The following is a 21,475-nucleotide window of genomic DNA, read 5'->3' as shown; positions in this document are numbered from 1 at the left end:
CTAATGTGTTAAAGTTCAATTTTTTAGATTAAAAAAGTGAAAAGCATCACACCTTTCACTTCAATTATAATTTCAAACCTCAAATTTCAAATTTCAAATTTTACTCATTTCAGCTTTAATCTTTGCATAAAGTCCTTCTGAAGCAGGAACCAATGGAAGTCTCAGATAGTTTTTAATCAAACCTTTTTCTGCCAGAACGACCTTTATTCCGCAAGGATTTCCTTCAGCGAAAATCAGTCTTGTGATGTCAACCAATTTATTGTGAATTTCGTAGGCTTCATCCACTTTTTTATCAAAAGCCAGCTGAACCATTGTCGAAAATTCTTTCGGATAACCTTGTCCAATTACAGAAATTACTCCTGCTCCACCAGCTAAAGTTACGGGAAGCGTAAATTCATCATCTCCGGAAACCAGATTGAACCCTTCAGGTTTTTTTCTCAAAATATCGAAATACTGAAGAATATTGGGTGCAGCTTCTTTGATTAAGAATAAATTAGGGAATTCTTTTGCCAAACGCAAAGTCGTTTCAGCCTCAACGTTTTGTCCGGTTCTTGAAGGAACGTTGTAAATAATAATATTTTTTCCGGTAGAAGCCAACATTTTATAATGCTGGTAAAGCCCTTCCTGATTAGGTTTGTTATAGTATGGAGACACTGATAGAACCGCTGTAAAATCAGATAAATCTGCATCTTCAATCTGCTGTTTGACTTCAAGAGTATTGTTTCCGCCGATTCCTAAAACCAAAGGAAGACGTTTATTATTAACCTTAATGATGTGCTCCACTACCTGTTTCTTCTCGTCTGAAGAAAGTGTAGCAGCTTCCGCTGTAGTTCCCAAAACTACCAAATAGTTGGTTCCGTTTTCGATGTTGTACTCAATGAGTTTCGTCAAACTTTCGAAATCTACGGATAAATCTTCATTAAAGGGCGTTACCAAAGCAACACCTACTCCTTTTAAAATGCTCATCTGTTCGAATTATTTTCCCCAAATTTAATAATTTCACACAAGAATTTACAATATTAATCCTGTTTTATTATACATATAATTATATTTGCATTATACTAAAGAAATTATGCAAAATAAATTCTTATTGATAGGAATTGGCCTGCTCTCGCTCACAGCCTGCAAAACGACTTCGTTGCAGGTCGCAAGTGTGCAGACGCAGAAGAATATTTCTATTAATCAGGACCTGAAGGCGAATGAAGATTTTGCTCAATTTATCGAGCCTTACACCGAGAAACTCAACAAAGAGATGAATCAGAAAATCTCTTACACACAGGTTGATCTGACGAAAGAAGGCGACAACAGCAATCTTGGAAGCCTTTTGGCAGATTACACTTTTGACGGAGCCAATGTCTGGGCAAAAGCTAATTTGAATAAAAACATTGATGCAGCGTTAATCAACATCGGCGGAATCCGCACCACGATTGGGAAAGGCGATATTCTTCTGAAAAATGTTTTCGAAGTAATGCCTTTTGAAAACGAAGTGATTATTGTAAAATTTAAAGGTTCGGATTTGCAGGGACTTTTTGATTACTATGCAAAAAATCAGAAAAATAATCCGGTTTCACATCTGTATATCGAAACGAATAATGGTTTAGCATCTAAATCTTTAATTAATGGCAAAACTGTAAATCCAAATCAGGATTATTATATTGCAACGTCTGATTATCTGGCTTTGGGTGGTGATAATATGAAGTTTTTTGCAAAAGGAGAATCAATTCCGACAGGTATCAAACTGAGAGATTTGTTTATTGAATATTTTAAGAAAAATCAGCAGATTAATCCTCAGGAGGAAATCCGTTTAAATTTTATCGGGAAGAAATAATGGATAGAAAAAGTTTTTTAAAAACGATAACTGGCGGAACTTTAGCGATGACTTTAGCTCCGAATCTGGTAATGGCGGAAGAATTAAATTTAAATTTGTTCAGTTCAGCCAACAAATTAACCATTCTCCACACCAACGACCAGCACAGCAGAATTGAACCGTTTGATTCGAGCTACACCAGAAATCCGAATCAGGGAGGTTTTGCGAGAAGAGCAACTTTAATTCAGAAAATCAGAAGCGAAGAAAGCAATCTTTTGCTGCTCGATTCAGGAGATATTTTTCAGGGAACACCTTACTTTAATTTTTTTGGAGGCGAACTGGAATTTAAACTGATGTCAATGATGAAGTACGATGCTTCAACAATGGGAAATCATGATTTCGACAATGGTTTAGACGGATTTTTGAAAGTTTTGCCAAACGCTAAATTTCCTTTTATCTGTTCGAATTATGATTTTAAAAATACCATTTTAGACGGAAAAACATCTCAGTATAAAATTTTCAACAAAAACGGAATTAAAGTCGGAATTTTCGGAGTCGGAATTCAGCTTGACGGTTTGGTTGGAAAAAAACAATATCAGGAAACCATCTGGAATGATCCGATTGATGTGGCGCAACATTATTCAAATTTCCTTAAAAATGAAAAGAAATGTGACCTTGTGATTTGTCTTTCCCACATCGGGTACGATTATCACGACGAACCTGAAAAACTCAACGATAAAATTTTAGCTTCAAAAACAGAAAATATTGACTTAATTTTAGGCGGTCACACCCATACTTTCTTACCTGAACCCCAAAGTTTTAAAAACAGACAAGGCAAAAATGTTTTGGTTAACCAAGTAGGATGGGCAGGACTTCTTTTAGGAAGAATAGATTTCTTTTTTGATCATAATAAAAATATAAAACAGGTTTCCTGGAACAACCAGGCGATTGACAGCACTATAATAGCGTAATATGAAAAAACTTTTAATTTCCTTTATCATTCTTGCGACGTCGCAGTGGGCAGATGCTCAAAATATTACTTCCAAAAAGTGGGCAGATTTGTTTTCTTACAATAACGTCCTGGCTATGAAAGAAGACAATGGAAAAATAATTGCTGCAACAGAAAACGGAGTTTTTTATTACAATATTTCAAGCGGAGAGATTTCAAAACTGTCTAAAGCCTCTGGTCTTCATGAAGTTAAAATTTCTGCATTCGATTACGATCCTCAGTCTAAAATTGCATTGGTGGGTTATCAAAGTGGTGCTTTGGATGTGATTGCTCCGGACGGAATTACCTATATCGTTGATATCCCGCTTGCTACAGGATATACAGGAAGCAAAAAAATCAATCACATATCAATTACCGGTGATCAGGCTGTAATTTCTGTTGGCTATGGTGTTTCTATTTTTAAACTTAAAAAGAAAGAATTTGCAGACTCTGCTTTTTTTGTAACTGGCGGAACTTTTGAAGCCAGTAATGAAGCTACAATTTTTGGAAATAAAGTTTATTCGGTTACCAATACAGGACTTAAAAGCCACGAACTCAACACAACATTCCCCGTTTTCACGACCTGGGTTACTGAACAGGCCGGGAATTTCAAACATATAGATTCCGAAAGTATTTTGTCATATTCAAATACTACGACAGCGTATCTGTACAATAACGGAACTTCTACACCTATTTCACAGACATTCACAAATGTGAAAGATTTGGTAACATCTGCCGGCAATGTTACAATCACAGATAACAACAGAGTTTATTCTTACGCTGATAACGGAAATTTTGTTGGCAGCGCTTCTCCGGGTGAAGAATGCAATACTGCTGTAAGAATTTCCGGAAAGTTTTTTTTCGGAACAGCTTTGTCGGGCATAAAGAATGAAAGTAATAACATTTTTAAACCAGATGGGCCTGCTTTCAACTATTCTTATAAAATCAGACCATTTAACGACAATCAGTTACTTGTATCTTCCGGAGGTAGAGAGGGTGGTTTTAATTCCAGATTAGACAATCCCAGAAATCCAGGATTTTATTATTTTAACGGCAGTGAATGGATTTATCCATCTTACTTTACAACTAACCCCACCAAATATAATGTTTTAGATGCTATAATTGACCCTCAGGATCCTACAGTAGTGTTTTTTACCAATTACAGTATCTGGGCAGAAATGGGAGTATTTAAAATGAAGTACAATCCTGCAAACAAAGATTTCGATTTTGTAAAGTTTTATAATTTAAACCGACCGGATGTTTACGTTGAAAGACCAGTAGGATTTGCAGTGGATGATAAAAACAATATTTTTCTGGCGATAGCATATAATGTTGACGGTATTAATGTTGCCATGGCTCCCTACAAAAGAGATACTGATCAGTTTTTGGTAAATACGATTACATTAACCAGCAGTGCAGTACAGGCTCCAGTCTTTCATGATGGACTTTTGTGGACAGCCTTGCCCCGCTCTCAGCATATTTTAGCATACGATTATAAAGGAACGGTAAGCATTTCAGACGACACTTCTTACATCTTGGGTGCTGAAAACAACCTGCCTGCGAACTCAATCTCCGTAGCTTTTGACAAAGATGGTGATGCCTGGATTGGTACCGATTTGGGAATCAGAATTCTACCTAATGCAAATGCAGAAGTGAAAAATAATCCAACCCTTGAGGCAGTAGTAATTGAGCAAAACGGTTTAGCAGAGGAGCTTTTCAGAGATTCTCAGATTCTGGCGATAGAAGTGGATGGAGGAAATCAAAAATGGGTGGCTGTAGATGGTGGTGGTGTTTATTACCTTTCAGACAATGGCGAGCGTACAATAAAGCATTTTACCAGAGAAAACTCTCCTTTGCCTACAAATTCTGTTACAGATATTAAAATTGATAAAAAGACAGGGAAAGTATATTTCGTAACCTATGACGGAGTAGTAACCTATCAGGGAGATGTGGCAGATGTAACTTCCAATTTCGGCAACGTTTTAGTTTACCCTAACCCAGTAGTTTACAACCAGTTTAAAGGAAACGTAACCATAAAAGGTTTGGCGGAAGTTGCCAATATCAGAATTACAGATGCCGCAGGAAATATCGTTCATTCTGCACAGGCAAGAACGGGATATTATGAGTGGGATCTTAATAATCAAAAAGGCAAAAGAGTAGCATCAGGAATTTATTTTGTATTGATGACCAACGAAGACGGAAGCGATAAAGCAACTGCGAAAATAGCTGTTGTTAATTAATTTTCATGATTTCTCAGACGGGTTTTATACTCTCATTTCTAAAATACGGAGACAGTGATGCAATTCTGCATTGTTTTACTTTAGAAGAAGGCTTTCAGAGCTTTTTTCTAAAGTCTGTTTTCACTCAGAAGAGTAAGAAAAAAGCACTTTTATTACCCTTGAGCATGCTCAGTTTTAATTGTAGAAAATCTAAACCCGGCATAGAGATCAACTCTGTATTAAAATTTGAACTTGAGCAGTCTTACGATTTTTACACTGATGTAAAAGCAAATACCATCGTCTTTTTTATTTCAGATTTTCTGAATCAGGTTTTGAAACATGAAAATTCCAATCCCAATATTTTTAGAGCAATCATCGAATTTAATCAGAATCTTGATGCTCAGAATTACAGATCGCATTTGGTTTTATTGATTCTTTTATTGAAAATACAGGGAATTGCCCCACTTAACAGCCATTTGGAATATCTGGATCCGGAGACAGGAAACTATAATGTAAACGCAACACATCATCTTTTTACAAAAGAAATTTCTTCAATATGGAAACAGATTTCAACCTCAGAAAATCCTTATGAGATTAAAATAAGAACTGCTGAGAGAAAACAATTACTAGACAGTATTTTGGTGTATTATCACTACCATTTTACAGATTTTAAAATACCAAATTCTTTGGAAATCATTCAGCAGATTTATGAATGATTTAAAATTATCCTCCTTTTGAAAAACTTTCTAAAACAGTCATTCCGCCATCAACGAAAATGCTGGTTCCAGTGATGTAATCTGCAAAATCGCTTGCTAAAAATACAGCCAAATTTCCTACATCTTCAGGCTGACCAATTCTGTCATACGGAATCAGTTTTAATAAATCATCCATCGCTTCCTCAGTTCCCCACGCCTCTTCATTAATCGGCGTCTGAATCGCTCCCGGACAGATAGAATTGATCCTGATTTTTTTCGCACCGTATTCCTGAGCCAAAGACTGCATCAGAAGCTTTACACCGCCTTTACTGGCAGCATAATTCACATGTCCAGCCCAGGGAATGACCTCGTGTACCGAACTGATGTGGATGATTTTTCCGCAGGCCACAGATTTAGACAAATCAATTCCGCGTCTCAGAAATTCTTTGATGGCTTCTCGGGCACAGAGAAACTGGCCTCGCAGGTTGACATTCATTACCGTATCCCAATCTTCAACTGTCATTTCAGTAAATTCTGCATCTTTCTGAAGTCCTGCATTATTAATTAAAATATCTACCGTTCCGTATTCAGAAATTGTTTTTGAAAACATGGCTTTCACCTCATCTTCTTTGGAAACATCGCACTGAAAGACCATTCCGTCACCTCCGGCATTTTTAATTTCATTTAAAATTTCTTCAGCTTCGTCTTTTGAATGTTCTGATGAATGATTGACAATAACCGTAGCTCCTGCAGCAGCCAGAGATTTTGCAATTCCGGTTCCAATTCCGCTTGAAGCACCTGTAACAATGGCAATTTGATTTTTAAGAGAGATTTGCATAGAATATTTTTGTGATGTTCAAAACCAATTGAAAGTATCACGCCAAACTCAAACTAAAATATCTACAATCCTAAAAATTTTCAGTTCCCTTAAACTTCTCTGGTATTGTAAAAGGACGTTTTATAAGTCTTTTATATTAAACAGCGTTTAGCAGTTTTAGGGAATTATCCCGTAGACTCCGGGAAGCGTTCCGTAGACCTAAAGTAGCGTTCCGTAGACTCCGGGAAGGCTTCTTTTGAGCTTCGGAATGATGCGTAAAGGCTTATGAATAAAGAGTTGATGTTAATTTTTAGTTTTTTGCGATTTCGGAATAGTTCAGATTTTTAAATTAGATTTAAAAAAAAATTTTTGAACAAAGAAGATTAATTAACATACGAAATATTGAAACTTATATCTTCGTTTTCATATCAAAAATTGTATAAAGCAAGAAGTCTATCCTACCAGAGTTTTTATTTTCTGTCCTTCTTCCCAAATAGAATGATGAATTAAAGCTCCATCTTCATTCCATTCTTTCCAATGACCATGCGGTTTTGCAAAATATTTATAATACTCTTCTCTCATTTTTCCATTCTCATAATATTCCCTTTGAACTCCTCCGATATGTCCATCGGTATATTCAGCCTCATCCTGCAGTTTGCCATTTGAATAAAAGATTCTATAATCCCATTAAAAGGATGACCCTGATATCTGTAAATAGGTCCACCTGCATTATCTATCCCAGCAAACTCAAGGATTTTTTCAACATCTTTATCTTCAATTCTTATCATATTTTAAATTAAAAGCAATTGCGTCTGACCGTTTTTTCACCACACTACAAAATCAACAATCTATTGTCATTCCGTAGGAATCTAAATCACCTTATTTTAAGTGCATTGAGATTCCTACGGAATGACAAACAAACTGTTAAAATTAAGTTATTCTCAGTTACAGACAATCGTAAAAATAATTGAGAAATTTAAAAGTGTTTATAAATTTAATCTAAAATTTTCGCCATCACCAATTGCGGTCCGCTTCTGCCCTCCTTGATTTTTCCTGTTAAGTGATAGCCGGTTTTCAGGTAAATTTCTAATGCAGAAATGTTTCTTTTGTTGACTGACAAAACGATTTCTTTACAGTCATGAAAATGCTCTTTTACAAAATCATCAATCGCATTCATTACAGAAGTTCCGATTCCTTTTCCCTGAAATTTTGGATTTATTGATAATGATCTCAGTAAAACTGAATCTGATTGGGCGGTAAATTCAAATTTATCATTACCAAAATCCAGAACAAAGAAGCCTGCAATTTTTCCCTCAGCGAAAACGGTAACGGGATAAGCGAAAAAATCATCGTTTAGATTTCGCTCTTCAATTCTTTCCAAAGCCAGTTTCGGAAGGGCAGAATAATCGGATTGAATTTCGTCCAATTGAAAATCGAGATCAGCTAAATCTTTGGCTTGATAAAAATTTAAACTTACCATAATTTAATGATGATAAATATCTTCATACATCACGCCCGCTTTGATTTCCACGGAAAGTCTGTTTTCCTCAGGAACAATCGGGCAACTGTAATCATAGGCATTGTAAGCACAGTATGGATGATAAGACTGATTAAAATCTATAAGAATCGTATCGCCTTTCGGAATGGTGAGATCAACATATTTTCCGCCACCGTAGGTTTGATTATTATTAGTTGCGTCGCAAAATGGAAGAAAGAGGTCATTTTTATATTTTTCCTGCTTCATCAGATCCAGACTTTGGTAAATATTTACAACAAAATCTTTTCCACCTAAATTAAAATAAGCCTTTCCAAATTCCTGATACTTTTTTGTGTGTCCGGATGAAGTTGGAAAATCAAATGGTTCCGGATTCTCATTTTTAATAAATTTGGCTTTAATTCTATATTTTAAATCGATAGGAAAGAAAGGGTGAGCTTTAAAATTTTTAAAATTATCATCTCTCAAAGGTGTTTCTTTTGGATTTAAATAGCCTTCGTTAAGCTCTTTCTGAAATTTCTTTATTTCTTTAATCTCCTTTTTCTGCGAAAAACCACAGACCGGAATTAGAAAAATTGAAAGGCAAAAAATTATTTGTTTTATCATTATTCTGAAATTTTTATTCTGTAAACATCTGAAGAATTTCTCTTGATTGATTTCACAAAGAATCCACCTTCCTCGGGAATGACTTCCTGGAAATCAAAGCTTTTACAGTCTTTCGGCAGTCCTGAAAAAATTAAGGTAAACCAAAAATCTTTCATAAACGGTACCGGCGTCCAGTAAGGAAAAAGTGAAATATTTTCTGCATGAATAAGCCCACTTCTGTGATCCGAATGATTATCGATGAGATAAGTAGTGCTCCAAATCCTGATCAGATTTCCCAAAAATGGTGAAGCAGGAAAACAGCAATGCACAATCACCTGTTTCTCCTCTTCTACTTTGGTTTTCAGAGACTCAAGCAATTCTGTTGCAATGATTGGTTTTACAATGACTTCCATTTTTGATGAGTAATGAGCAATAGGTAATGAGCAATTTACGCAATTCCCAACATTGCCCATTACTCATTACCCATTACTTATAGTTAATGTTTGAGTTGCAGTTTTTCTTTGCTGTAGGCACGGAGCATTGCGGTCATCTCAGGATTTTCAGAGAGTTTCGTTCCGTATGACGGAATTATTTCTTTCAGCTTATCATGCCATTCACCGTTAATTTTTTCAGGGAAACATTTTTCGAGAACGTCAATCATTGCACTCACCGCCGTCGAAGCACCAGGAGATGCGCCAAGTAACGATGCGATTGTTCCGCTTTTGTTGGTCACTACTTCGGTTCCAAATTCAAGTTTTCCACCTGCTTTATCATCTTTTTTAATGATTTGCACTCGCTGTCCGGCCACTTTCAGTTCCCAGTCTTCTTCTTTGGCATCTTTCACAAATTCTCTCAAATGCTGAATTCTCTGAGCTTTATTCATAGCTACCTGCTGAATTAGATATTTCGTCAACGGAAGGTTATGCCACCACGCACCAAAAAGAGATCTGATATTTTTTGTATTTACACTTTCAGGAAGATCGAGATAGCTTCCTTCTTTTAAGAATTTAGTTGAGAAACCTGCAAAAGGACCGAAAAGCAAAGCCTTTTTACCGTCAATTATTCTGAGATCCAAATGGGGCACTGACATAGGTGGTGCTCCTACCGGTGCCTGTGTGTAGACTTTGGCTTCATGTTGCGCTACCAATTCAGGATTATGAGTTACCAACCATTGCCCTGAAACGGGAAAACCACCATAACCTGCACTTTCTTCGATATCCGAACTGTCCAAAAGCGGCAAAGCGTAACCGCCTGCTCCGATGAATACAAAATCTGCCGTAACGTCGTGTTTAATATTGTGCGTACGGTCTTTCACTTTCATTTTCCAACCGTTTTTGATGGGATCGATATCTTTTACCTCCGTATAAACAAATATTTCAACGTTAGTATTGGCCATCAGATGGCGACCCATTTTTCTTGTGAGCGTTCCGAAATTTACGTCTGTTCCGGCATCCATTTTTGTGGCTGCCAAAACTTCAGACTGATTTCTTTTGCTCATGACCAAAGGGATCCATTCTCTGAGTTTATCGTGGTCTGTGGTAAATTCCATGCCTTCAAAAAGAACAGATTTCGACATATTATCGAAACGTTTTTTAAGAAATTCAGCATCATTTTCTCCAAAAACGAGGCTCAGATGTGGACAGGAATTAACGAAATCCTGAGGTCTGTTTATATAGTTTTTATTGATCAGATAAGACCAGAACTGTTTTGAAACTTCAAATTGTTCAGCAATATTTTCTGCTTTTGAAATTTCTACGCTTCCATCTGCCTTCTGCGGAGTATAATTGAGTTCACAAAACGCTGAATGACCTGTGCCTGCGTTATTCCATGCGGCGGTACTTTCTTTTGCAAACCTTCCAAGTCTTTCGAAAATGGCAATATTCAACTGAGGATCAAGCTCATGAAGTAGTGTGGCAAGTGTAGCACTCATAATACCTCCGCCGATCATCACGACATCATATTTCGGTTTTGGAGTTACGCTGATTAAAGTGTGTGGCATTGTTCTAAAAATTTACTACGAATTTCGGGAAAAGTTTTCAAAACTGGCGATCATTGCTTCAGTTTAAAACTGATAATACTCATAATTTATCTGAATTCTGTTTAATACAAATGAAGTTTAAATGAAACTCTGTCCATTTTCTGTTTCAAAAAATCAGATATCAAAAAAATTTAGCTCTTATTTAAAGCCTGTTTAAATTTCATCAAAATTTTAGTTCAAAATTGACTTTAGTTAAATACCAAAAAAAATCTCCCGAAAAAGGAGATTGTTATTGAGATTAATTCAGCTTCGCTGTAAGTTTACGATATTGTTTTTCGGCATTTTTACCTTCGTAGAGAATTCCGTAGATGGTTTCGATAATCGGGAGTTTCAAACCTTTCTCCTGAGCGGTCTTGTAAATAGAATCTGCAGCATAATATCCTTCCGCCACCATGTTCATGGATTGGATGGCTGATTTCACCGTATATCCTTTTCCAATCAAGTTTCCTAAGTTTCGGTTTCTGGAGAATAAGGAATAAGCTGTAACGAGTAAATCTCCCAGATAAGCACTTTCATTCACGTCTCTTGGAGCTTCGTAAATGGCTTCCAAAAACGTTTCCATCTCACGGATGGCGTTGGATACGAAAACAGCGGTAAAGTTATCCCCGTAGCCCAATCCACTTGCAATACCTGCTCCGATGGCAAAAATATTTTTTAAAATTGCGCTGTATTCATTGCCTAAAATATCTTTGCTCGCACTTACTTTGATGAAATCTGATGAGAAAATATCTAATAATTTTTTTGAATTTTCTTCTTCCACGGTAGCCACTGTAAGATAAGAAAGTCTTTCCATGGCGACTTCTTCTGCGTGACAGGGCCCTGCGATCACCGCCTGATTCCTGAAACCTATTTTAAATTCATCTTTCAGATAATGGGCAACCACATCATTCACTTTAGGAATAATACCTTTGATCGCAGAAACGAAAATTTTATCGCCATACTCACAATTCAGCTTGTCCATAGAATCTGAAAGGTAAATGGAAGGTGTTGCCAGAACTACAATGTCACAGGCAGAAACCATTTCGTTGATATCCGTAGTAAGTTTTAAATTTTTTAAATTGAAATTAACCGCCGTAAGATAAGTCGGATTGTGACCTCTAAGCTCGATTGCTCCTTTTACAAACTCATTTCTTACACACCAATGTACGGTTTTGCAGTTTTCAACCAGCATTTTTACAATTGCTGTTGCAAAACTTCCGCTTCCGAGCACGCCAACTGCGATTTCTGTTTTGGGTTGTTTTGAGGTAGAATCTGAATTTGTTTTTTTCTTCGCCATAATGATACTCTGAATTGCAAATATATTAAAACCATGAAATAATGAAAGACTGAAATGCATATTATCAAAATCTTTGCTAAAATTTAATATGGAAAACAATTTTTTATAAAAAAATGCGTTTAGTAACGACAAAAAGCTATTTACAGGCGAAAGTTTTCAAGAAAAATATTTTAAGTAAATTTGCAGGCTTTTACTGTAAGTGACTTTAATGAAAGAAAAATGAAGAATTTTTTATCAAATAAAAAGAAAGTAACCGTTCTGATTGGTCTGCTTTCTACTGCTGTGTTCGCTCAAAGTATATTTATTGCAAAACTTTTTAATCAAAAAGACGACAAAACCTACGAGGTTAATCTTGTAAAAATAAATACCGAAAAAGACAGCGTAGACTATCTGAAAATGAAAACTGATCTTGGAATGGTCGACAAAACCATTACCGAACTCAACTCTTTTCTGAAAGCCAAAAATATTAACAACGGAAGACTTGAGGTGTTAGATCAGGACAGCCTTTCTAATTCTGTTTATCTTTCAAAACAGGCTAACAGGTACAGTGAATATCTAATGAATCTGCAGGAAAAGCTACAGCAGGTTCCTTTGGGAATGCCTTCTGCAGGATATATTTCGTCAAATTTTGGGATCAGAAAAAACCCTATTCCTTTCAAGCGAGTTTTGGCTTCTGTTTCCGCACCAAAAAATGATGCTCCGGCTGCTGCTCCGGCAGTTTCGGCTCCGGAAGTGAAAGCAACACCTGTAGAAAAGATTATTGAAGTGACCGACAGCTACGGAAATAAGAGAGAAGTAAAAGTGATGGTAACTCCGAAAGCTCCCGCTACAGCAAAAACAGCTTCAGCACCAACTTCTACTGCTACCACTCAAAATGCAGTTGCTAAAAATCAACCAATTGAAAAAAACAATCCCCCTGCGGAAGCTGATCAGATGCAGTTTCACAAAGGTTTGGATATTGCTGTTCCGTTTGGATCTGATGTAATTGCGACGGCTGCCGGAACAGTGATTTTTTCAGGACAAAAAGGTGGATATGGGAACTGCGTGATTGTTTCTCACGGAAATGGCTTGGCGACACTTTACGGACATTTATCCCAGTTGGTTGCCAAAACCAATGATAAGGTAAAAGTTGGACAGGTGATTGCAAAATCCGGTAACTCAGGGCGATCTACGGGACCGCATCTTCATTACGAAGTACACAAAAACAATACTCCGGTAAATCCTAAATTGTTTATGAACTTTTAAACTTCAGTTGTTCATCAGGATTTATTTTGCTTTGTTAAATCATCCTTTTGGGGCTGAAATTAATATTATAAAACAAAAATTTCGGATCAGCTAAATGCTCATCCGAAATTTTAATTTAAAACCTTAAAAGTTAATAAGCAGCGGTAAATCTTTCTCTGATGTGATTGTTCTGCTCCAGCTCATCTACCAAGACTACCGCAACATCTTCCACAGAAAGCACGCTTCTGCCCTCTTCGTTAAAAACAGGATTTTCAAGAGCTGTTCTGTATTCTCCAAGTCTTACGCCCGCCGTTCCCTGATGCATTTCGATGGCAGGGCTGAAGAACGTCCAGTCGAGCACTGTGTTTTTCTTAATTACATCCAGATAATCTCTGGCAGCAGTTGCTCCAGGTTTGATGTCTGCAGGAAAATCCGGACCGTCTACCAGCTGATTTCCGTCGATGTATAAACTTCCAGCACCGCCTACGGTAATAAATCTTTTCACTCCAGAGTTTTCCACAGCTTTTTCGATGGCGATTGAACCATTCAAAAAGTCATCGTACAGATTAGGATTCGTCCAGCCTGGATTGAAGGTGTTGATCACCGCATCATTTCCTTTTAAAGCTTCTGAAAGTTCTTCTGAATTATTAATATCCACACTTTTTGCTGAAACATTATCCAACGCAGGAACTTTTGAAATATCCCTCGCCAGGGCTTCAACCTGATATCCTCTGTCTGATAATTCTTTTACTACCTGTGCTCCAACAAATCCTGTTGCACCAATTACTGCTACTTTTTTGCTCATAATTCTTTATTTTTTTTAATTATTTTATCAACCTTTCGGTTCACTTTTCCATGTTTAAATTGTAATATTTTTTATTACATTTAAAATCAAAAAATTTTATTTGAATTGATCAGCAAATTCTTTCAGGTTTTTGTTTCCCAAAAAGTCAACAACGAGCTGATCTGTTTCCACAAATAAATTCTTTAAATTTTCATTGATACATTTTCCTATAGGACAGACAGGATTCGGATTCTGATTTTTCTTGCCTAAAACCTCAGAGTTTTTTATGGCTTTATAAATATCTGAAATTTTAATTTTTTCAGGATCTGAGGCAATCTGGCTCCCTCCTATTTTCCCTTGTCTGCTGACCACAAGATTTGAATCTCTCAGGATTCCCAATTCCTTACGAACAATCACAGGATTGATGTTGATGCTTCCTGCAATCCAGTCAGACGTAAGCCATTCTTCCGGACATTTGGCCAGAAGAGTCATGATGTGTATCGCAGTTGCAAATCTTGTATTGCTCATAATTATACTGCAAAGATACAAATTTTTTTAATGTAACATATTTTATTACAATTTATATTTTAACTTTATTAACTTTCAATTTAATATTATCTGGTTTCAATCTCAACAATTTTCTTCCCGATATTTCCCAAATAGCGTTTGATGATTGGTTCATAAATACGATTTCCATCATCAACGTTAGTAAAAATTACCAATCCCTGTTTTGTCTTTGGAAGCATAATAAAAATGGTATTAACACCCTGATCTGAACCTCCATGCGAAAGTGCTATTTCATCATTTCCCAAATCATAAATTTCGAAACCCAGCCCGAAAAATTTATTTTCTTTCGTTTTAATCTGCTTTGTTTTCATTTCTTCAAAAACCGACTTTGAGAGCAAACTATTATTCATCACCGCAATTAAAAATTTACTGTAATCTTCTACAGAAGTCGTTAAATCATCTGCTGCACTGGCAGTATTATTTTTTACAGTTTCATAGGATTTTCCGTTGTTGTCGTAGCCCATTACAGTTTTTCCGGCTTGCTTTTTCTCATTCCAAATATAGCTTGTATCGTTCATATTCAATGGTTTGAAAATAAGTTCTCCCGCTAATTCTTCCAGACTTTTGTTGAATTTTTTCTCGATGGCTTTTCGCAAATATTCATAACCTTCACCTGAATACTGATATTTCGTTCCCGGTTCGAATTCAAAATTGAGTTTTTTGTCATTATTCATCCAGCGCCAATTCGGGAACCCTGTTTGATGGCTCAAAATCATTCTCGTGGTTAATTTTCTGTACCTCGGATCATTTGCAATCTCCGGATCAATCCAGTATTTTTCAAGGGTTTCATCAAGGTTCCATTTTCCTGAACTCACCAAACTTAAAACGGTCATTGCAGTTACTGGTTTTGTTAAAGAAGCTACATTAAAAAGGCTGTTGTAAGGAGCTCTGGTTTTTCCGTCGAGCGTTCCGTAAACTTTGATTTCTGTTAATTTTCCTTCTTCAATTACACCTAATCCCAAAGTGGGAATATTATTGTCTTTCAATAATTTTTCTAAACCGTCTGTAAGTTCTCTTTTATTTGCATCGCCATGATCATAACTTAGAACGTCGCTCATTAGCCATTTTCCTTCTTTTTTTGTCCAAACTGTGGTAAACTTTGCCTGCCCGCCCAAGACATCTGCCCGATTTTTTTCACGGATATAAAACTGATGTTCTCCGGTTTGAATTGCACCGTATAGCTTGCCTTCGTTATATAGGGGGAAAACTTCTAGACTGCTTTCAATGCCTTTCCTGATGGGCTTTTGGTTTGGGTTTCCGCAGATATTCTGTCTGGTTCTTTCCATAAACAGTTTCTTATTTTGAAAACCGCCGTTATCATGGTAGAACTTTAAATTCTCATCCACATTTTTATCCAAGAAAACCATATCGCACTGGTTAAAACCACGCTCAAAAAAGAGGCTGTCCTGTTTTTTTAATTCTAAAAATAATGGTGAATTTTTACTGATTTGAGCTTTAAGATTCCCAATGAAAATGAAGAGAATTATGATGCCGAGGCAGAACTGTCTTGTCATGAATGAATTTTTGACAAAGATTCTGAATTTATCAATTAAAATTCAAAAAAACAACCCGACAAAAACCCGACAATCGGCTGACAGAATTTATATAATATTGAAATTCAGGCAATAACGAAGCTTTTGTTTCCTGTCAATTTCGTAAGTATTCCTTAAAATAATGAAGACATTTGCGAGGGTCAATCCACACATGGTGAGCATTACAGATCCCGAACCGAGTTTCAGGAAGGCAATGATGAGAAAAATAACAGGACAGATTACAGCTAAAAATATCTGAAGCGAAATGATTTGTTTCACGATGAGTGTTTTCTCTTTTGTGAAAATCATCAACAGCAAAGGTGGCAAAAAATTAACAACCGGAAACCATGCAAAAGGTAGGGAAGAAAGATTGATGATTTTAATTATTGTGGAATTGAAAGTTTCTACTTTTTCTGTCTGTAAAACAGGTTCTGCACTTTCAATTATGATCTCAGTTTCACTGCTGAAATTATCAGCATCTGATAAGTCCTTTTCAGAGATATTAAGAGTTGCAGTGAGGGTTTTCAGGGTATATCCTTTTGGTTCAGTTCCTGCTTCAACTCTTTGTATGGTTCTCACCGAAAGTCCGGATTTTTCTGCCAATTCTTCCTGAGTGAGATTTTGTTCTTCCCTGATTCTTTTTAATGCCGACATTGCTTAAACTTTACGAGAGCAAATTTACTGATTCAAACTATTTATTTAAACAAAAAATTACCCGAAAAACAGGTAATTTTAATTTAATATATGAGCTGAATTTACTTGATATCCAATAATTCAACTTCAAAAATCAAAGTAGAATTCGGTCCGATTTCTTTGCTGATTTCCTGCTCGCCGTAAGCTAAATGCGGAGGAAGAATTAATCTCCACTTGCTGCCAACAGGCATTAACTGCAAAGCTTCTGTCCAGCCTTTAATCACTTTATTCAAAGGAAATGACGCAGGAGTTCCTCTTTTTACAGAGCTGTCAAATACTTTTCCGGTAATGGTTGTACCGTGGTAATGACATTTTACAGTTGATCTTGGGCCTGGTTTTTCACCGTCTCCTTCCGTGATGATTTCGTACTGCAAACCGCTTGGCAATTCCACAACACTTTCTCTTTTTCCGTATTCAGCCATGTATTCCTGACCGTCTTTCAGGTTTTTTGCGGCCTGTTCTTTTTTACGCTTAAATAACATATCTGCTACTCCCATAATATTTTTTTTGCAAAGATAGGGATTTGGCGGGAAGTGGGAGTTTGGGAGTTTGAGGGTTTGAGGGTTTGAGAGTTTTAATGGGTTAGTGGATTAGTGGATTAGTGGGGTAGATCTTTGGAGAGAGGAATTTTTAGGTCAGGATATTTTTTTTTAAAAAACTGCTTCTCAACGCTTCTGTTTACAGCATACCAAACATTAAAAAACGTTTAATATTCTCGTAACGTAGAATTAAAAACTTGGCGTTATCATTGACTTTTAAAATTATGTTGAATCCCCTGAAATACAATAAGAACTTTGACAAGCTATCTTACGATGAAAAACTTCTGCTTGACGAGGCTAAAAAGAGCATAGCCGACTTTGTAGAAAGTTCGCCGGAAATCAGCGATGTAAATTTTGCGACGAGAAATGCTCATGCAAAGACGCATTCCGTATTGCAAGGTGTTTTGGAAATCAATCCTGATCTTTGTCCGGACATTAAATATCTTTTTGATAAAGACCAATTTGACATTATTGCAAGGGTTTCCAATGCCAATATGAAAATAAGTAAAAAGCAGAAACAGATTCCGGCTTATGGTTTTGCTTTTAAGATTAAAGATGACGCAGGACGTACCATTGCTAATTATCCATTGGTCAATTTTCCTTTGTTTCCGGTTAATTCTCCGTCAGTTTTTCTGAAATTATTTACCAATATCAACAGGTTTTATTTAAAAAAAATCAGAACTTTTTTTCCGCTTCTCACCAGTTTGTACAAAATTTTACCATCATGTTTTAATGGAGATTTTATTTCTGAAGTTTTTAAATTTATAAAAAAGAGAAATAATTTTATTCTTTCTCATGAATTTTACTCAGTTGGAGCCTACAGATTAGACGAAAAAATCGTCAAAATAAAAATAGTTCCGGTAAACGTTCCGACGAAATTTATAAAGAAAGTGAGTAACAGAAAAAAGATCCGAACCTATTTTAAAGACCTTGATTACACTGCCGATGTTTTCATTCAGATATGTTACGACCTCAAAAATCAACCTGTCAATAAGCTGAATGTACATTGGAAAAACTCTCCGGATATTCTTTTAGGTCAAATAAAATTTGAAAAAAATTCGCTTCTTAACCCAAACATTTGTGAGCAGGAACTTCTGTCGTTTAATCCGTTTGAGAGTGCGGCGATCTTTCAGCCTGTTGGTAAAATTCAGAAACTGAGGGATGAGGCGTATAAAGTGTCGCTGCAGACGAGGAAGAAAATTAATAAGCTTTTGAAATATAAGTAAGTTAGGGTGAGGGAAGATGGAAGATGGGAGATCGCTGAAAAACAAACTATTTTCCTGAAAAATTTTGCATAAAAAACTTTCAGGGTTTTGGAAACCTTGAAGGTTTGAATACATAAAAAAAGGCTCTACACATCGTAAAGCCTTTCATTGTTTATTATTCTAATGTTTCCTTTTCGTCTTCCTTTTTATCAGGGAAAATGATTGAAAGCAAAACCGAGATGACCAAGACACCACCTACGATTCCCAGTGAAACCGGTGACGAGATGTGATACCACGGTGCAATCAGCATTTTTACACCGATGAAGGCTAAAATAATTGCCAAACCGTACGGCAGTTTGCTGAACATGTGAATGAAATTTGCCAGTAGAAAATACAGTGATCTTAATCCCAAAATCGCAAAAATATTCGATGTGTAAAGGATAAAAGGGTCATTTGAAATAGCAAAGATCGCCGGAATAGAATCCACCGCAAACAATACGTCGGTAAACTCAATTACAGCTACCACAACCAAAAGCGGAGTGGCCATTCTGATTCCGTTTTGTACGGTGAAGAATTTGTCGCCATCGTAGTTATCAGAAACTTTCCAGAAACTTTTGATCAGTTTAGCTCCGGCAGTATCGCTGTAATCTTCGTCATCGTCATCGCCGCCGTCGCCCCAGGATTTAATTCCTGCATAGATCAGGAACAGTCCGAAAAGCGTCATCACAACGTTGATTCTTACTGCATGACCAAAAATATTCATTTCCGGTAAATAGGTTAAATCAATCAACTCAACTCCGGCAAAAATGAAGATCGCCCTGAAAATCAAAGCTCCGATGATTCCCCAGAACAAAACTTTGTGATGAAGAAATTTTGGAACTTTAAAGAAGCCGAAAACGAGGATAAATACAAATAAATTATCTACGGACAGTGCTTTCTCAATCCAGTACGCAGCCTGATATTGCGTAAACTTCTCTACAGCAACAGCATGACTTGTCGCCGAGCCGTCGGTATTGAAAACCCAATACACAACGCCGGAAAAAATCATCGAAAGTGAAATCCAAACGACTGACCAGATGGTTGCCTCCTTAGAAGAAACTTCATGACTTTTTTTGTTGAAAACTCCCAAATCCAGGAGCAGCATGATAACGACTGTTACCGCAAATCCCCACACCAGGCCTGGATGAAGATCTAAAATATTGTGTTGTTCCACTATTTTTTTGTTATTATATGATAAAAGCAATAGCTGTAAAGATACAGGTATTGCTTAATTCATGAGCCTAAAATTATTTATTTCAGACAATTTGTTAAATGTTTTTACAGGTATTTCTGTTTTACCGTTTCAATCGTCTGCTCCAGTTTTTTATCGCTGGTAGGATCTCCGATGGCATTGAATTTCCATTCGTTGTTTCTTCTGTAAAAAACGCCCATCACCATCGCAACGTGACCGTTGAAAGATTTGTCATTGGCAATGTCATACTTCGCAAAAACTTCTCTCACATTCGTCGGAGTTCCTTCGTAAATACGGATTGACGCAAAAGGAATTGTTCCGAAATCCTGACCTTTGTAGCTGTTCAAAACCAAGGCTACGTGCTCAACATTTGAATCCAAATTGGCAAAATCAACAGTAATTACCTCATTATCCAAACCGTCATCGCCGTTTATATCACCTGTTAAATCGTCTCCGCTGTGTTTTACAGAACCGTTTTTCGATTTTAAATTTCCAAAATAAATTACTTCAGTAGCATTTTTGTTTGAATCGTATAAAATGCAGCTTCCATCCAAATCTACTGCTTCTTTTGAAACGCCACCGAAGAAACTTTTCTTCTCGATTGCGCCCCAGTTGATCCCGACACAAGCCTGCAAAAGCGTTGTCCCGTTTTCTTTAGTAAGGTTGATCCTCTGACCTTTTTGTAAGTTAATTGCCATTATTTTTTGTTTGTTTTAGTTATATTTTTGAAGAAGTGAAAAAGTGAATTGTCAAATGTGAATTTTGAATTCAGCAGTTACTATAAAATTTACTTTTTACTTTTTACTTTTTACTTTTTACTTTAAATCAATTATTTAAATTTAAATTCAACATTGCCCGAAGAATATTGGTCTCTTCGTTGACGTCGAAAATTTTGCTCATAATATCGATGCTTTCGAGGTTTCGCAGATAATCTTTCAAAACAGACTGCACATCTTCAGGAATGGTTTTTCTTCTCATTTCCATTGTTTCGGTCAGTTCATCGTTTTTCTCGGTGAGCTGGCTGATGATGGAACTTTGGTTGGATACATTCTCAGAAATATCCAGTGAAGTCAATTCATCATCAATGAGATACAGTTTCTTTTCGTCTACATTAAAAATGAAATATTCATCACTCTGAAAAATCCTGAACAGTTCATATTCATTCCTTTCCAGTTTATATCCGCAGACAAAACGTACCTTAAAATTCTGAATATTCAGTTTCCCTAAAAGCTTTCTCTCAATACAGTAATCCTGATATTGATAAAATGGTGCAGACTGAGGTTTCAGCTTGTCTTCATCTGCTTTTGTACGGTAAAATTCGCTTCCGTATTTCTTGTGGAAATACAAAACCTTGTTCCAGTTCAGCGTATTTTTTTCCTCGATCAATTCATTATACAGATTTTTGAGATATTCAGAAAAAACACCACTGTAGATTTTTCTGTCCATTTCAAAACTGTCGGTTTTCTTCTCTTCAAAGTTGGAAATATAACTTTTATTGATGTTGATTTCGTTGATCACAGCCAGCAAATCGTTTTCCTTTTTCTTCTTGATCTTGGTTAAAAGTTCAATCAGACTGTCAGTGTACTGAAGATGAAAAAGTTCCAGTTTGTTATAATCCAGCGTCTTATTGTTGTCAAAAAGCTGATGAATAATGTCGGTTTTGATGTAGATTGCAATGATATCAACATTTTCAAAAAAATTGGAGAGAAGTTTAAGCCTTGTTAATCTTCTTGTACTCTGAGACATTATGTTTGCAACCTCTTCATTCACGCCTTAAACT

Annotated in this window: 23 protein-coding genes; 6 read left to right on the top strand and 17 right to left on the bottom strand. The window is 36.3% G+C overall.

The window, feature by feature from the left end; all coding sequences use genetic code 11:
• Nucleotides 1–93: 93 nt before the first annotated feature.
• A complete protein-coding gene (gene dapA / locus AC2A1G_RS00520) occupies nucleotides 94–966 on the bottom strand; it encodes a 4-hydroxy-tetrahydrodipicolinate synthase (protein WP_484045009.1) in 873 nt (290 codons plus the stop codon).
• 106 nt (nucleotides 967–1,072) lie between these two features.
• Between dapA and AC2A1G_RS00515 the strand changes: the two genes are divergently transcribed.
• From AC2A1G_RS00515 to recO, 4 genes are read left to right on the top strand one after another with little or no spacing between them, the layout of a single operon-like run.
• A complete protein-coding gene (locus AC2A1G_RS00515; RefSeq protein ID WP_484045008.1) occupies nucleotides 1,073–1,828 on the top strand; it encodes a 5'-nucleotidase C-terminal domain-containing protein in 756 nt (251 codons plus the stop codon).
• A complete protein-coding gene (locus AC2A1G_RS00510; RefSeq protein WP_484045007.1) occupies nucleotides 1,828–2,778 on the top strand; it encodes a bifunctional metallophosphatase/5'-nucleotidase in 951 nt (316 codons plus the stop codon). The genes AC2A1G_RS00515 and AC2A1G_RS00510 overlap by 1 nt, the downstream gene beginning before the upstream one ends.
• A 1-nt stretch (nucleotide 2,779) precedes the next feature.
• Entirely contained in the window at nucleotides 2,780–5,035 is a 2,256-nt protein-coding gene (porZ, locus tag AC2A1G_RS00505; protein ID WP_484045006.1) for a type IX secretion system anionic LPS delivery protein PorZ, read from the top strand.
• A 5-nt stretch (nucleotides 5,036–5,040) separates the two neighbouring features.
• A complete protein-coding gene (gene recO / locus AC2A1G_RS00500) occupies nucleotides 5,041–5,730 on the top strand; it encodes a DNA repair protein RecO (RefSeq protein ID WP_484045005.1) in 690 nt (229 codons plus the stop codon).
• A gap of 7 nt (nucleotides 5,731–5,737) precedes the next feature.
• Here recO and AC2A1G_RS00495 read toward each other — a convergent pair whose 3' ends face one another.
• The 8 genes from AC2A1G_RS00495 to AC2A1G_RS00460 form a co-directional block, all read right to left on the bottom strand.
• Nucleotides 5,738–6,547 (bottom strand): glucose 1-dehydrogenase, encoded by an 810-nt coding sequence (locus tag AC2A1G_RS00495; RefSeq protein ID WP_484045004.1) that lies wholly within the window; start codon nucleotides 6,545–6,547, stop codon nucleotides 5,738–5,740.
• 432 nt (nucleotides 6,548–6,979) lie between these two features.
• Nucleotides 6,980–7,201: a toxin-antitoxin system YwqK family antitoxin gene (locus AC2A1G_RS00490; protein ID WP_484045488.1), complete on the bottom strand. Its 222-nt coding sequence runs from the start codon at nucleotides 7,199–7,201 to the stop codon at nucleotides 6,980–6,982.
• Nucleotides 7,105–7,314 carry a hypothetical protein gene (locus tag AC2A1G_RS00485; protein ID WP_484045003.1) on the bottom strand — a complete coding sequence of 70 codons (210 nt, stop codon included), beginning with the start codon at nucleotides 7,312–7,314 and terminating at the stop codon, nucleotides 7,105–7,107. Before AC2A1G_RS00485 ends, AC2A1G_RS00490 begins: the two co-directional genes overlap by 97 nt.
• A 206-nt stretch (nucleotides 7,315–7,520) precedes the next feature.
• Nucleotides 7,521–8,006: a GNAT family N-acetyltransferase gene (locus AC2A1G_RS00480; RefSeq protein WP_484045002.1), complete on the bottom strand. Its 486-nt coding sequence runs from the start codon at nucleotides 8,004–8,006 to the stop codon at nucleotides 7,521–7,523.
• 3 nt (nucleotides 8,007–8,009) lie between these two features.
• Nucleotides 8,010–8,627: a DUF1684 domain-containing protein gene (locus AC2A1G_RS00475; protein WP_484045001.1), complete on the bottom strand. Its 618-nt coding sequence runs from the start codon at nucleotides 8,625–8,627 to the stop codon at nucleotides 8,010–8,012.
• On the bottom strand, nucleotides 8,627–9,019 hold the full coding sequence (locus tag AC2A1G_RS00470) for a hypothetical protein (protein WP_484045000.1): 393 nt from the start codon (nucleotides 9,017–9,019) through the stop codon (nucleotides 8,627–8,629). Before AC2A1G_RS00470 ends, AC2A1G_RS00475 begins: the two co-directional genes overlap by 1 nt.
• Before the next feature lie 83 nt (nucleotides 9,020–9,102).
• A complete protein-coding gene (gene mqo, locus AC2A1G_RS00465) occupies nucleotides 9,103–10,605 on the bottom strand; it encodes a malate dehydrogenase (quinone) (RefSeq protein WP_484044999.1) in 1,503 nt (500 codons plus the stop codon).
• Between the two features lie 277 nt (nucleotides 10,606–10,882).
• Nucleotides 10,883–11,920 carry an NAD(P)H-dependent glycerol-3-phosphate dehydrogenase gene (locus AC2A1G_RS00460; protein ID WP_484044998.1) on the bottom strand — a complete coding sequence of 346 codons (1,038 nt, stop codon included), beginning with the start codon at nucleotides 11,918–11,920 and terminating at the stop codon, nucleotides 10,883–10,885.
• Between the two features lie 219 nt (nucleotides 11,921–12,139).
• Here AC2A1G_RS00460 and AC2A1G_RS00455 point away from each other — a divergent pair, with 219 nt between their 5' ends.
• Nucleotides 12,140–13,165 carry a M23 family metallopeptidase gene (locus AC2A1G_RS00455; protein ID WP_484044997.1) on the top strand — a complete coding sequence of 342 codons (1,026 nt, stop codon included), beginning with the start codon at nucleotides 12,140–12,142 and terminating at the stop codon, nucleotides 13,163–13,165.
• A gap of 130 nt (nucleotides 13,166–13,295) precedes the next feature.
• On the opposite strand, the gene AC2A1G_RS00450 is transcribed toward AC2A1G_RS00455, so the two are convergent.
• From AC2A1G_RS00450 to bamJ, 5 genes are all read right to left on the bottom strand, one after another.
• Nucleotides 13,296–13,949, bottom strand: coding sequence for an NAD(P)-dependent oxidoreductase (locus tag AC2A1G_RS00450; protein ID WP_484044996.1), 654 nt, complete (start codon nucleotides 13,947–13,949; stop codon nucleotides 13,296–13,298).
• Between the two features lie 96 nt (nucleotides 13,950–14,045).
• On the bottom strand, nucleotides 14,046–14,456 hold the full coding sequence (locus tag AC2A1G_RS00445; protein ID WP_484044995.1) for an Rrf2 family transcriptional regulator: 411 nt from the start codon (nucleotides 14,454–14,456) through the stop codon (nucleotides 14,046–14,048).
• Nucleotides 14,457–14,542: 86 nt separating this feature from the next.
• Nucleotides 14,543–16,009 (bottom strand): serine hydrolase domain-containing protein, encoded by a 1,467-nt coding sequence (locus AC2A1G_RS00440; RefSeq protein WP_484044994.1) that lies wholly within the window; start codon nucleotides 16,007–16,009, stop codon nucleotides 14,543–14,545.
• Nucleotides 16,010–16,096: 87 nt separating this feature from the next.
• Nucleotides 16,097–16,681: a helix-turn-helix domain-containing protein gene (locus AC2A1G_RS00435; protein WP_484044993.1), complete on the bottom strand. Its 585-nt coding sequence runs from the start codon at nucleotides 16,679–16,681 to the stop codon at nucleotides 16,097–16,099.
• Between the two features lie 101 nt (nucleotides 16,682–16,782).
• Nucleotides 16,783–17,217, bottom strand: a complete 435-nt coding sequence (bamJ, locus tag AC2A1G_RS00430) for a BamJ family beta-barrel-assembly machinery protein (protein ID WP_262151551.1) — start codon at nucleotides 17,215–17,217, stop codon at nucleotides 16,783–16,785.
• A gap of 266 nt (nucleotides 17,218–17,483) precedes the next feature.
• Here bamJ and AC2A1G_RS00425 point away from each other — a divergent pair, with 266 nt between their 5' ends.
• Nucleotides 17,484–18,485 (top strand): catalase family protein, encoded by a 1,002-nt coding sequence (locus tag AC2A1G_RS00425; RefSeq protein WP_484044992.1) that lies wholly within the window; start codon nucleotides 17,484–17,486, stop codon nucleotides 18,483–18,485.
• 154 nt (nucleotides 18,486–18,639) lie between these two features.
• On the opposite strand, the gene AC2A1G_RS00420 is transcribed toward AC2A1G_RS00425, so the two are convergent.
• From AC2A1G_RS00420 to AC2A1G_RS00410, 3 genes are all read right to left on the bottom strand, one after another.
• A complete protein-coding gene (locus tag AC2A1G_RS00420) occupies nucleotides 18,640–19,677 on the bottom strand; it encodes a TerC/Alx family metal homeostasis membrane protein (RefSeq protein WP_484044991.1) in 1,038 nt (345 codons plus the stop codon).
• A 104-nt stretch (nucleotides 19,678–19,781) separates the two neighbouring features.
• Nucleotides 19,782–20,393 carry a TerD family protein gene (locus AC2A1G_RS00415; protein WP_484044990.1) on the bottom strand — a complete coding sequence of 204 codons (612 nt, stop codon included), beginning with the start codon at nucleotides 20,391–20,393 and terminating at the stop codon, nucleotides 19,782–19,784.
• 127 nt (nucleotides 20,394–20,520) lie between these two features.
• Complete coding sequence (locus tag AC2A1G_RS00410) at nucleotides 20,521–21,441, bottom strand: hypothetical protein (protein ID WP_484044989.1); 921 nt, start codon at nucleotides 21,439–21,441, stop codon at nucleotides 20,521–20,523.
• Between the last annotated feature and the right edge of the window lie 34 nt (nucleotides 21,442–21,475).

Source organism: Chryseobacterium sp. HNCC26DJ240, assembly GCF_057180485.1.
The sequence above is the reverse complement of the archived record's forward strand: the minus strand, read 5'-3'. Positions and strand labels throughout refer to the sequence as shown.

Coding starts and splice junctions, on each gene's coding strand:
- dapA (WP_484045009.1), bottom strand. CDS start 966: ATGAGCATTTTAAAAGGAGTAGGTGTTGCTTTGGTAACGCCCTTTAAT.
- AC2A1G_RS00515 (WP_484045008.1), top strand. CDS start 1,073: ATGCAAAATAAATTCTTATTGATAGGAATTGGCCTGCTCTCGCTCACA.
- AC2A1G_RS00510 (WP_484045007.1), top strand. CDS start 1,828: ATGGATAGAAAAAGTTTTTTAAAAACGATAACTGGCGGAACTTTAGCG.
- porZ (WP_484045006.1), top strand. CDS start 2,780: ATGAAAAAACTTTTAATTTCCTTTATCATTCTTGCGACGTCGCAGTGG.
- recO (WP_484045005.1), top strand. CDS start 5,041: ATGATTTCTCAGACGGGTTTTATACTCTCATTTCTAAAATACGGAGAC.
- AC2A1G_RS00495 (WP_484045004.1), bottom strand. CDS start 6,547: ATGCAAATCTCTCTTAAAAATCAAATTGCCATTGTTACAGGTGCTTCA.
- AC2A1G_RS00485 (WP_484045003.1), bottom strand. CDS start 7,314: ATGATAAGAATTGAAGATAAAGATGTTGAAAAAATCCTTGAGTTTGCT.
- AC2A1G_RS00480 (WP_484045002.1), bottom strand. CDS start 8,006: ATGGTAAGTTTAAATTTTTATCAAGCCAAAGATTTAGCTGATCTCGAT.
- AC2A1G_RS00475 (WP_484045001.1), bottom strand. CDS start 8,627: ATGATAAAACAAATAATTTTTTGCCTTTCAATTTTTCTAATTCCGGTC.
- AC2A1G_RS00470 (WP_484045000.1), bottom strand. CDS start 9,019: ATGGAAGTCATTGTAAAACCAATCATTGCAACAGAATTGCTTGAGTCT.
- mqo (WP_484044999.1), bottom strand. CDS start 10,605: ATGCCACACACTTTAATCAGCGTAACTCCAAAACCGAAATATGATGTC.
- AC2A1G_RS00460 (WP_484044998.1), bottom strand. CDS start 11,920: ATGGCGAAGAAAAAAACAAATTCAGATTCTACCTCAAAACAACCCAAA.
- AC2A1G_RS00455 (WP_484044997.1), top strand. CDS start 12,140: ATGAAGAATTTTTTATCAAATAAAAAGAAAGTAACCGTTCTGATTGGT.
- AC2A1G_RS00450 (WP_484044996.1), bottom strand. CDS start 13,949: ATGAGCAAAAAAGTAGCAGTAATTGGTGCAACAGGATTTGTTGGAGCA.
- AC2A1G_RS00445 (WP_484044995.1), bottom strand. CDS start 14,456: ATGAGCAATACAAGATTTGCAACTGCGATACACATCATGACTCTTCTG.
- AC2A1G_RS00440 (WP_484044994.1), bottom strand. CDS start 16,009: ATGACAAGACAGTTCTGCCTCGGCATCATAATTCTCTTCATTTTCATT.
- AC2A1G_RS00435 (WP_484044993.1), bottom strand. CDS start 16,681: ATGTCGGCATTAAAAAGAATCAGGGAAGAACAAAATCTCACTCAGGAA.
- bamJ (WP_262151551.1), bottom strand. CDS start 17,217: ATGGGAGTAGCAGATATGTTATTTAAGCGTAAAAAAGAACAGGCCGCA.
- AC2A1G_RS00425 (WP_484044992.1), top strand. CDS start 17,484: ATGTTGAATCCCCTGAAATACAATAAGAACTTTGACAAGCTATCTTAC.
- AC2A1G_RS00415 (WP_484044990.1), bottom strand. CDS start 20,393: ATGGCAATTAACTTACAAAAAGGTCAGAGGATCAACCTTACTAAAGAA.
- AC2A1G_RS00410 (WP_484044989.1), bottom strand. CDS start 21,441: ATGTCTCAGAGTACAAGAAGATTAACAAGGCTTAAACTTCTCTCCAAT.